The 10,740-nt window shown below is 64.5% G+C and carries 9 protein-coding genes; 7 read left to right on the top strand and 2 right to left on the bottom strand.

Annotated elements, in window-relative coordinates; all coding sequences use genetic code 11:
- The first annotated feature begins 289 nt into the window (after positions 1–289).
- Together PF446_RS07010 and PF446_RS07005 are read left to right on the top strand one after the other, a co-directional pair.
- Positions 290–541 carry a YcgL domain-containing protein gene (locus PF446_RS07010; protein ID WP_298070577.1) on the top strand — a complete coding sequence of 84 codons (252 nt, stop codon included), beginning with the start codon at positions 290–292 and terminating at the stop codon, positions 539–541.
- Between the two features lie 144 nt (positions 542–685).
- Complete coding sequence (locus PF446_RS07005; protein ID WP_298070576.1) at positions 686–4,087, top strand: ankyrin repeat domain-containing protein; 3,402 nt, start codon at positions 686–688, stop codon at positions 4,085–4,087.
- Positions 4,088–4,115: 28 nt separating this feature from the next.
- Here PF446_RS07005 and PF446_RS07000 read toward each other — a convergent pair whose 3' ends face one another.
- The gene (locus PF446_RS07000; RefSeq protein WP_298070575.1) at positions 4,116–5,909 is read right to left on the bottom strand and encodes a monovalent cation:proton antiporter-2 (CPA2) family protein; all 1,794 of its coding nucleotides are present in this window, start codon (positions 5,907–5,909) and stop codon (positions 4,116–4,118) included.
- A 79-nt stretch (positions 5,910–5,988) separates the two neighbouring features.
- Entirely contained in the window at positions 5,989–6,981 is a 993-nt protein-coding gene (gene hemB, locus PF446_RS06995; protein WP_298070574.1) for a porphobilinogen synthase, read from the bottom strand.
- 281 nt (positions 6,982–7,262) lie between these two features.
- On the opposite strand from hemB, the gene PF446_RS06990 reads away from it, so the two are divergent.
- The 5 genes from PF446_RS06990 to PF446_RS06970 all read left to right on the top strand — a co-directional run.
- The gene (locus tag PF446_RS06990; RefSeq protein WP_298070573.1) at positions 7,263–7,730 is read left to right on the top strand and encodes a hypothetical protein; all 468 of its coding nucleotides are present in this window, start codon (positions 7,263–7,265) and stop codon (positions 7,728–7,730) included.
- Between the two features lie 74 nt (positions 7,731–7,804).
- Entirely contained in the window at positions 7,805–8,440 is a 636-nt protein-coding gene (gene rsmG, locus PF446_RS06985) for a 16S rRNA (guanine(527)-N(7))-methyltransferase RsmG (RefSeq protein ID WP_298070572.1), read from the top strand.
- An 82-nt stretch (positions 8,441–8,522) separates the two neighbouring features.
- Entirely contained in the window at positions 8,523–9,314 is a 792-nt protein-coding gene (locus PF446_RS06980) for an AAA family ATPase (RefSeq protein ID WP_298070571.1), read from the top strand.
- 12 nt (positions 9,315–9,326) lie between these two features.
- Complete coding sequence (locus PF446_RS06975; RefSeq protein ID WP_298070569.1) at positions 9,327–10,199, top strand: ParB/RepB/Spo0J family partition protein; 873 nt, start codon at positions 9,327–9,329, stop codon at positions 10,197–10,199.
- A 325-nt stretch (positions 10,200–10,524) separates the two neighbouring features.
- Positions 10,525–10,740 (top strand): glycosyltransferase (locus tag PF446_RS06970; protein ID WP_298070567.1); only part of this gene is annotated, 216 nt, incomplete at its 3' end.

Below are 10,740 nucleotides of genomic sequence, written 5' to 3'. Positions count from 1 at the left end.
AGGACGATTTCTTGTACATGGTGTTACTCCTGCGAGAGGTCGCAAGTTATGGCTTATGGAAATGAGATGCAGAGCGGGCAGCCCGAATCGTCCAGGCAGCACACCCTACGCATTCGGGGACTCTTTCATACGTTCGTTTGAAAACATGCGAAAAAAAATAGCGACGCAGGACACGCTTTGCAAGTGCCATTTGCCTATTATTCCTTCCGGGCATATTTCATTCAATGGCTTGCGTCACGGTTTTATGTCGCGCCTGCGGACCCCCGCAGGGCCAAATGGAGATTTCCACATGCACTGCCAAGTCTATGCAAGTCAACGCAAAACCGGAGCCTACCTGTGGGCTACTGGCGCCCAGGTCCTCGAGGATCTTCCGGATGCCCTGCAGGAGCTTCTGGGCGCACTGCGGCTGGTGATGGAAATCAAGCTCGAACCCTCACGCAAGCTGCCCCGCGAGAATCCCCGGGAGGTGCTGGCCAACTTGCGTACGCAAGGATGGCACCTGCAAATGCCCGCGACAGAACCGGACAATGCACCCATGTAACCGGCCCCAGGCATTCACAACCCCATCGTTGCCGCAGGGGATGCCCCGATACTCTCTCTGAAATTTCGAATGCAGACATGTTGCGCGTAGTATCGTGCCCGCAGCGACATTCCATTACACGACCGGATCCGCATACCTGCCATCATGCCGCCGACCACACCGCGCCGCCGTCCGCCGTTGATGTCCCTGATGCTCTGGTTCATGCCTGCTCTGGCCATGATCGCCTTGGCCGCGGCACTCAACCAACCCTACGCCCTGGCCCCGCTTCTGCTCGCCAATACGCTGATGCTGGGTGCAATCTGTCGCGTCTTCGGCTTTGCCACGGAGGGCCCCTTCAAACGAACCACCTTGATGCGCGGGCTGGTCCATCTGATCCTGTTTTTTGCCTACACCGTTCTGCTGTTCGTGCTGATCGCATGGCCGCTCGTCGAGCTGACGCAATCACCTGCCCTCGGCAGCACACTGCTGCTTTCAATCGCAGTGGCCCTCGGTGCGGCCGTGCTGTGGCGACACTGGCCGGTGTTTGGGCTGGTCTTTTTGTGGGATGAGGCCTTCTTGCCGAGCGCCGCGAGTCGATCATGGATCGGTACAGCCATCTCCCGGGAGATGCACTTTGCCGTGCATCTTTCCTCCGAGGAGCGCTTCTTCCGCCACTTCCTGCCCGTCTCCATCGCGGTGCTCGCTTGCAGTTTCGGCACCTTGGCACTGAGTGGTCTGCATGCCGTGGTCCCTGCGCAAATGCATGTGGCCGCCGTGGTGGTGTATGGACTGGTATTGCTGCCCGTATGCTCACTGATCATGGCCCAGCGGACCTTGCGGGTGATGCGGCATGAGGGCCAGCAGCAAACCCTGTCGAGCGGCGAGGAATCAGCATCCGGACCGGATCACGAAGTCGAGCCTGTCTACGCACCTGGCTCGCTGGACCTCGAACCGGACATCGGGTGTGGGTCCCTGCTCGCAGCCATTCGCGAAGGTCGCGTCGACCATGCCATTGCGCTGCTTGAATCGGGGATGGATGCCGACGTCTTCCCCGACACCCATGACAGCGACCAGCGCTCCGGCCTGATGCTGGCGTCCCTGTTGCCGGAAACACGACTGTTGCGCGCCATGATCGCGCATGGCGCCGACGTCAATCATGCCCAGGCAGGATTGACGCCGCTGCTGGCCGCCACCCGCGACAGCTATCACGGGCGCGCCGAGGCCGTGATGACCCTGCTTGCCAACGGTGCCGATCCGACTGTCAGCGATGCCCATGGACATACCCCATTGCACGGCGCCGCCCTCAGCGCCGAACCGACCGTGGCCGCCATGCTGGTCGATGCCGAAGCTCCCGTGAATGCGCTTGACCGCTCCGGTCTTTCCCCCCTGGCAACGGCATGCCGTGCCGCCAATTGGCCGCTGGCGGACTATCTTCTCGCCCACGGCGCCAAGCCGGCGCCGGACCATGGCGAACCCGCCCTGATCGGCGCCGCGGGCATCGCCGAGGATGATCCGCGAGGCGTACGGCTGTTGCTCCGGAACAAGGCCTCGGCGCACGCCGTCAACAGCCTGGGCCGCACGGCCTTGATGACGGCGGCCCTGGAAGGCCATGTCGACATCACGCGTGCGTTGCTTGACGCCGGCGCACGCATCAATGCTGTCGACCAGCACCAGACCACCGCCCTGATGGAAGCTGCACGCTCGGGCTCGCAAGCGGTGGTACAGGCCCTGGCCGATGCGGGCGCCGACCCGCTCCCGCGCGACAAGCACGGCCGCGATGCACTGATGCTGGCCTGCCAGTCGCCACGCACCCAGGCCGGTATCGTGCGCGTACTGATGGAACTGGGTGCGCGGCCCGATGCCGTGGGCGAAGACGGACGCAGCGCGCTGGACCATGCCGCCAGCACCGGTCGCTGGGATCTGGTGGCCCTGCTCGATCCGGATACGCCGCTGCCTGCCAACCTGGAGATTGGTGCCGAACCCGAGGTCGGCGCCGATACGCCCGACCATCTGGCCAATGCACTGCGTTTCGGTCACTGGGCCATCGTGTCGACATTCAGCGCTTGCGTGCGCCGCTGGCCCGCGCATGCACTGGCCGAAATCTACCTGCAACTGGCCGACGATGATGCCAGCACCGCAGCGCGCCACTGGCTGTTCGAACACGGACTGGATCCGCATGCACACATCGAGGACGGTCGCAGTCTTCTCGACGCGCTGTTCGATGCCCTGCCGGAAAGCTTCACCGCCGCTCGCGAACTGATCGCCGCAGGCGCCAGCTGCGCTGGCAGGGGAAAGATCGCGCGCGTACTCGCGGCCAGCGACGACCCACGCGCCGAGCAACTGGCGCTGCAGATGCTGGAGGCAGGGGCTGATCCGTTCGGGGCCTACGAAAGTGGCCGCACCCCACTGCACCGGGCCGCTGCTGGCGGTCACCTCGCGCTTGTGGATGTCCTGCTCTCCCGCGGCAGCAACCCGAACGTGCAGGATGACACCGGCCACACCCCGCTGCACGCGGCGCTGGAACACTCGCGACCCCTGCCGGTGGTGCGCCTGCTGGTCAAGGCGGGGGCCGACCCGGAAGCCCTTGCTGCCAACAACGAGACTCCGCTCGGCGCGGTGATGGACCGCAACGCACCCGAGCTGCTGCGCTGGCTGCGCTGGAATGATCGCTGGACGCGACCACAGCGTCCGCTGCAGCCCCATGATCTTCCAGCCGCTGCTGCCTGCGGCGACAACGAAGCGGTGTGCAAACTTCTGGATCTTGATTTCGCTGTGGACAGTATCGACAACCAGGGGGCCAGCGCCCTGCTGCGTGCAGCCGGCATGGGCCATCTTGAAACCGCGCGCCTGCTGATCGAGCACGATGCCGATATTGCGCTGGCCGCGCGCTCCGGGGTGACTCCGCTGGCCGCAGCTGCAAACGCCGGCCGTTCGGACATGGTCGCGCTGTTGGTCGAAAGCAACGCCGTGGTCGACCAGCTCCTGCCCGGCAAGGCCACGGCACTGATGCTTGCCATCGCACGCGGTCATGTCGGCATCGTCGAGCAACTGCTCGACGCCGGCGCCGACGTGCAGCGTTGCGATATCCACGGTCGCGGCGCTCTGCACCTGGCCGCACAGCTATGTTTCAGCGGCCGTGACAGCCTGCATGCACGGCGTCTTCTCGACCTGCTGTTCAAGCGCGGCGCCAATATCAACCAGGTCGATCAGGACGCAATGACTCCGCTGCTGCTGCTGCTCGGCGCACATGCCAAGCCCGGGGCAAGCTGCGACACCACCCACATCGGTGCGCTGGTGCCGGTGATGCTGGACGCTGGCGCCGACCCACGCCATGCCGACCGGCGCGGGGTCACGCCATTGCACGCCTGCGCCATGCACATGCTGGTGGCCCCGGCTCGCATCCTGCTTGCACGTGGTGCGGCACGCGATGCCGTGGACGAACTCGGCCGCACCCCTGCGGAACTGGCCCATGCCCTGGGCTACACCGACGTGGCCATGGAACTGGGTGCCCGCCGCACCTCGGTGCCCGGCGTGCAGCAGACCCTGCGCCAACCCGCAGCGGATTGAACCCGCAGACCGCACCTCGGCAGGGCCCCTATTCATTCTCCTGGTGCCGGATGTCAGCCTCGAAGATATGTTCCAGGTCGACCAGCGCCTCACGTGTGGTCTGCACCAGTGCGGTTTCGTCGTCATACACCAGGTACTGCGACTTGAGGAGCTCCTCATCATGCTCGCGGAACTGCTCAAGCTGCACGGCTGCGTCCTCCGGCGTCGTGCCCAGCGCCTCCAGCACCTGGCGCGTCATGTGCAAACTGGAATCGAAGGTCTCACGCACCGGCTGATCCACGCTCAGGTCCATCAGGCGAAAGGCATGCTGACGATTGCGCGCGCGCGCGACCAGCTTGAGATGGGGAAACATGCGCCGCACCACGCGCGCGGTACGCAGATTGGCCTGGGGATCATCCGTGGCCAGCACGAACACTTCCGCCTTGTCGGCACGTGCGGCGCGCAGCAATTCGGGACGTGCCGGATCACCGAAATAGATCGAGGTCCCGCCGAAGCGGCGTGAAAAGTCGACCTGTTCAACCGACGCTTCAAGCGCCACAAACGGCACGTGCTGGGCGCGCAGCACGCGCGCGACAATCTGGCCGACGCGACCGAAACCGGCAATGATCACCCGCGGCACGTCGGCATCAATGCGGTCGTACTCGCGCTCCGGCTTGGTGTCCTTGCCTCGCAGCAGGTGTGCGATCAACACCACCAGCAGCGGCATGACCGCCATCGACAGGCTGATCGCCAATACCAGAAGGTCGCGCTGCCGGGCCGCCAACAGATGGTGGCCCAGTGCCAGATTCAGCACCACGAAGGCAAATTCGCCGCCGCTGCACAGGATCACCGCCAGCCGTAGCGCGTCGAGGGGCCCCAGCTGGCCTGCCAGCCGTCCCACGGGCCAGAGCAACAGCCCCTTCACCAGGAGCAGGCCCAGCACCAGCGCCATGACCAGCATCGGCATCACGCGCAACAGCGACAGATCCACCGACATGCCCACGCTGATGAAGAACAGCCCCAGCAGCAGCCCCTTGAACGGCTCGATCTGCGATTCCAGCTCGTGTCGGTATTCCGAATCGGCAAGCAGCACGCCCGCCAGGAAAGCGCCCAGGGTGGCCGAAACACCGGCCAACTCCATCACCCAGGCGGTGCCGATCACGACCAGCAACGCCGTAGCGGTGGAAACCTCCTGGATGCGCGTACGCGCAACGATGCGAAACAGCGGCCGCAACAGGTAGCGTCCGCCGACCACCACCGCGAGAATGCTTCCGATCACCCACAACACGGAATTCAGGTCCGGCGCATGCGCACCCATCGCGCCATGGCCCAGCAGCGGAACCGCGGCAATCAACGGAATGGCCGCCAGATCCTGGAACAGCAGCACAGCGAAGGCCTGACGACCGTAGGCGGTACCGGCCTCCTTGCGCTCGGCCAGGATCTGCAATCCGAACGCGGTCGAGGACAGGGCCAGCGCGATGCCGACGATCCCGGCTGCCGATGCCGAAAGGCCGAATCCGTAATACGCGATCGCCATCAGCGCCGCGCCACAAACCGTCACCTGAAGCAGGCCGGTCCCGAATACCGCGTGCCGCATCACCTTGAGCCGCGCGGGAGAAAGCTCCAGCCCGATCACGAACAACATCAGCACCACGCCAAGACCGGAGATCTTCGCCACGCTCCCGGTGTCGGGGACCAGTCCCAGAACATGCGGGCCGATCACCACCCCGGCCAACAGGAACCCGAGCACCGAGCCCAGCCTGAAGCGGCGCACCAGAGGTACCGCCACCACCGTGGCCAGCAGGAAGACCACGGCGATCTGCAGCATGTGGGTGGTATGCATGGCCGTATTCCCTGTCAGCGGCGTCAATTCGTGGTGCATCGTTGCCACCATGCCCGCTTGTCGCGGACATGCGCCGCCATCAGCGCTCGCGCAACCAGCGCGCGGCGTCAAGCGCAAAGTAGGTCAGCACGGCATCGGCACCGGCGCGCTTGATCGACACCAGCGACTCCAGCACGCAGGCGCGCTCGTCCAGCCAGCCGTTGGCGAAGGCAGCTCGCAGCATCGCGTACTCGCCGCTCACCTGATACACGAAGGTGGGCATGCCGAAGGCATCCTTCACCCGGCGCACAATGTCCAGGTACGGCATTCCCGGTTTCACCATGACCACGTCGGCACCCTCCTGAATGTCCAGCTCGACTTCGTGCAGGGCCTCGTCGCTGTTGGCGACATCCATCTGGTAGGTATGCTTGCCGCCGCCCCCCAGGTTGCCAGACGAACCGACCGCATCGCGGAACGGGCCGTAGAAGCAGGAGGCATATTTGGCCGAATAGGCGACAATCCGGGTATGCATGTGGCCGGCCGCCTCGAGCGCATCGCGAATGGCGCCGATACGGCCATCCATCATGTCCGAGGGCGCGACAAAATCGGCTCCGGCCTCGGCCTGCGCCAGGGCCTGCTTGATCAGCACCTCGATCGTGGGCTCGTTCATGACGTAGCCGCCGGTGTCGATCAAACCGTCCTGGCCGTGGGTGGTATAGGGGTCCAGCGCTACGTCGCAGATCAGACCAAGCTCCGGCAGCGCCTGTTTCAGTGCGCGGATCGCTCGCTGCATCAGGCCGTCAGGATTGAAGGCCTCGGCGGCATCCTCGCTCTTGCAGGTGGCATCCGGCACCGGAAAAGGCGCCAGCGCCGGAATCCCCAGTTCCAGTGCCTGTTTGCCCACGTGCAGCAATTCGTCAATGGAGAGACGTTCGACACCCGGCATCGAAGGCACCGGCTCGCGCACGCCCTGGCCCTCGATCACGAACACGGGAAGGATCAGGTCGGCGGACGTCAGCACCGTCTCGCGCATCAAGTCGCGGGAAAAGGCGTCGCGGCGCATGCGGCGCATGCGGGTAGCGGGAAAGCTCATGTCGAAGTACCGGTTATGCACGGGAAATAACAAGCGGGCGTCCGATTGTAACGTGCTCCTGAGGCATGCATCTCGCCACGCCACGAAATGGTCAGATATGGGCATCGCAGCGCCTGCCCAGGGACCTTGCATGCACCCGGTGCCACCACAGAATCTGCCATGCCGGTCACAGAAATTTCGCTTGTTGTTAAATGAAAATTAATCTAATGTAGATCAAGATGATGTAACTCAATGTGCATCCCAAAAACAATAAAAGTTCACAAGTCACGGATTTTCATCCAATGATTGCCTCGACTGCCCTGGTATTCCTGCTTGTCGCCGCTGCGCTGACACTGGGCTTGTCGGTCAAGCGCATCCCCGAGGGCCACGTCTACACCTTGCGCCGCATGGGTCGACCCTCACCCCGGCTGTTGCGTGCGGGCACGCACTGGGTCTGGCCCCTGATCGAACACATCACCCATCGCATCAGCCTGGCCGGCCATGCGCTGGATCTCGACGCCCGCGATGAAAGCGGCCACAGCGTGCACGGTACGGTGTACTGGCAGGTACTGGAGCCCGAGCGCGCCGATCCGGTGATCGATCGCGCCGAAGTGATGATCCGCGAGGTGGCGACCCAGGCTCTGACCGGATTCAATCCGACCGGCGACGACAACACTGCACGCGCGCAGGCCCTCAAGCACCATCTCAACGGGGTCCTTGGCGCACACGGCATCTTCGTCGCACGCACCCGGCTCCATCGCCAAACCTGAATGCAGCCGCGCCGCACTGGCATGGACGACGCGAGCCATGGATACTCCGGTGCTGGCTCTTGGGTACCCCGGGCATGCACCACAAACATCTGCAAACCCGACTCGACTCCGGGATCGCCACGCTGGGCCTGGACCTGCCGCGCGAGGCTCCACAGCGCCTGCTCGATTACCTGCAACTGCTGCAACGCTGGAATGGCGCCTACAACCTGACCGCAGTGCGCGATCCCGAACAGATGGTCACGCGCCATCTGCTCGACTCACTGAGTGTGGTTCCGTATGTGCGCGGCACCCGCCTGGCGGATCTGGGCAGTGGTGCCGGCCTCCCCGGTATCGTGCTGGCGATCGCCATGCCGGACCTCGGCGTGACTCTGGTCGACACCAATGGCAAGAAGGCCCGATTCCAGCGTGAAGTGGTACGCGCGCTCAAGCTCGACAACGTTCGGGTGGTGCATGGCCGGGTGGAAGACATCGACGGGGATTTCGACTGCATTACGGCACGCGCCTTCGCCAGCCTTCCGGACATGCTCGCCTGGGGCGGTCATCTGCTGGCGGGCGATGGACGCTGGCTGGCCATGAAGGGCCGGCGCCCGGATGATGAGCTGAACGCACTGCCGCCCGATTTCCGGCTTCTGGAGGAGCATCCGCTGGTGGTCCCGGGCCTGGATGCCGAACGCCACCTTCTGGTACTGGCGCGAACCGGGGCGGCGTGATGGTAACCTTCTTCTCCCTGTCCGTGACTCCAGCCGCTTTGTGCGCGGTGACGTTCCCGGCAGCCAACGCAGCGAGGGGAGCATGACGCGCATCATCGCGATCGCCAATCAGAAAGGCGGGGTCGGCAAGACCACCACCGCCGTGAACCTGGCTTCGGCACTTTCCGAAGCCCGGCGCAAGGTGCTGCTGGTCGACCTGGATCCGCAGGGCAATGCCACCATGGCTTCGGGCATCGACAAGAATGACGCCCGGCCGAACGGATGCGACGTGCTGCTCGAGGAGACCCCGATCGAGGCGGCCATCGTCACCACCGAGGGCGGCTACGACCTGCTCCCGGGCAACGGTGACCTGACCGCTGCCGAACTGAAACTGATGGACGCGCTGGCGCGCGAATCCCGCCTCGCCGAGCAGTTGGGCAAGCTGGGCGAGCGCTACCACACCATCCTGATCGACTGCCCGCCCTCGCTGCACCTGCTTACGCTCAACGCGCTGACCGCGGCCGACGGCCTGCTGATCCCGGTGCAATGCGAGTACTTTGCGCTGGAAGGCCTGTCGAGCCTGCTCGACACCGTGCGCGCAGTGCAGCAGCGACTGAACCCGAAACTGCAGATCGAAGGTCTGCTGCGCACCATGTTCGATGTGCGCAACAACCTCGGCAACGAGGTTTCCGCGCAGCTGACCAAGCATTTCGGTGACAAGGTGCTGCGTTCGATCATCCCGCGCAATGTGCGCCTGGCCGAGGCGCCCAGCCATGGCCAACCGATCAACATCTACGACCGCGCTTCGCGCGGCGCAATCGCCTATCTGGGCCTGGCCGGCGAGATGATCCGCCGCGAGCGCAGCGCGCAACCCGCAACCCCGACAACCCACTAGGAGTTCGAATCGATGGCGGCCAAGAAACGTGGACTCGGACGCGGCCTGGACGCGTTGCTGGGCAGCGACGAGGGTGGCGCACAGACCGATGCCACCCAGGGCGAACTACGCACCCTGCCGATCCAGAGCATCGGCCCGGGCAAATACCAGCCGCGCACGCACTGGGACGAGGATGCCCTTTCCGAACTGGCCGACTCGATTCGTGCCCAGGGCCTGATCCAACCGGTCGTGGTGCGCGCCATCGGACGCAACAAGTTCGAGCTGATCGCCGGAGAACGCCGCTGGCGCGCCGCGCAGAAGGCCGGACTCACGGAATTGCCGGCACTGGTGCGCGACGTACCCGAGCAGTCGGTACTGGCGATGGCGCTGATCGAGAATATCCAGCGCCAGGAGCTGACTCCGTTGGAAGAGGCGAACGCACTGGAGCGCCTGATCGAGGAGTTCAGCCTGACCCACCAGCAGGCCGCCCAGGCCGTGGGCCGATCGCGCGCGGCGGTGTCCAACCTGCTGCGTCTGCTTGATCTGCCCGACGCCATCCGCGAACTGCTCGACCAGGGCAAGCTGGAGATGGGTCATGCCCGAGCGCTGCTGACCCTGGACAAGGCCATTGCAGTACCGTTGGCGCGTCAAGCCGCGCGCATGGGCTGGTCGGTACGCGAGCTGGAACAAGCCGTGCGCCGTGCCCAGGCCGGCGGCGACAAGAGCTCTGTCGGCGGCAAGAGCAACGCGCCTCGCGACCCGGACATCAAGAATCTGGAAAACGAGCTGGCCGAAAAATTGTCCACCCGCGTGCAGTTGGCCCATCACCGAAGTGGCAAGGGAAAGCTGGTGATTCACTACCACAGCCTGGATGAGCTCGACGGCATCCTCGGAAAAATTCGCTGAATACGTGCGACTGCGGCTGCAGCCAGTTTAAAGATGCAACGCTCCGGTCAATGAGGATCTGAGCTCCCGCCCATACCCGTTTGCAGCCCTGCCATAAGCCGGCGCAACCAAGACACAGGCCCGCGTCGATCCATGCGGACTCGAACCGGCCTCCGGACACGGCATGATCATCGCACCGGGTTGCATGTCGGCGTACCCTTCAAGGGCCCGGGCAAGCCCCGGGAACCCATCAGGACAGGCTTGCTTGCAACTCCCTGTCATGACATCTGCGCCAGACGGCCGCATGCGCGATAATGAAGCACTGTTTCACGCCCCGGACCCCAACATGCCCGAGCTGTCCGTCGTCGTCCCCGTATTCAACGAGCGCGACAACATTCCCCCGCTGCTGGACGAAATTGCCGCCGCCCTGCGCGGCACGGTGACGTACGAGGTGATCTACGTCGACGATGACAGCCGTGATGACAGCCGCGATGTGCTCAACGCGCAGAAAGCCTCGCACCCTGAACTTCGGGTGCTGCACCATGTGACCCAGAGCGGCCAG

Origin of the sequence: Oleiagrimonas sp., from assembly GCF_027858935.1 — a bacterium.
Classification (GTDB): Bacteria; Pseudomonadota; Gammaproteobacteria; order Xanthomonadales; family Rhodanobacteraceae; genus Oleiagrimonas.
The sequence above is the reverse complement of the archived record's forward strand: the minus strand, read 5'-3'. Positions and strand labels throughout refer to the sequence as shown.

Coding starts and splice junctions, on each gene's coding strand:
- rsmG (WP_298070572.1), top strand. CDS start 7,805: ATGCACCACAAACATCTGCAAACCCGACTCGACTCCGGGATCGCCACG.
- PF446_RS07005 (WP_298070576.1), top strand. CDS start 686: ATGCCGCCGACCACACCGCGCCGCCGTCCGCCGTTGATGTCCCTGATG.
- PF446_RS07010 (WP_298070577.1), top strand. CDS start 290: ATGCACTGCCAAGTCTATGCAAGTCAACGCAAAACCGGAGCCTACCTG.
- PF446_RS06990 (WP_298070573.1), top strand. CDS start 7,263: ATGATTGCCTCGACTGCCCTGGTATTCCTGCTTGTCGCCGCTGCGCTG.
- PF446_RS07000 (WP_298070575.1), bottom strand. CDS start 5,909: ATGCATACCACCCACATGCTGCAGATCGCCGTGGTCTTCCTGCTGGCC.
- PF446_RS06975 (WP_298070569.1), top strand. CDS start 9,327: ATGGCGGCCAAGAAACGTGGACTCGGACGCGGCCTGGACGCGTTGCTG.
- PF446_RS06980 (WP_298070571.1), top strand. CDS start 8,523: ATGACGCGCATCATCGCGATCGCCAATCAGAAAGGCGGGGTCGGCAAG.
- hemB (WP_298070574.1), bottom strand. CDS start 6,981: ATGAGCTTTCCCGCTACCCGCATGCGCCGCATGCGCCGCGACGCCTTT.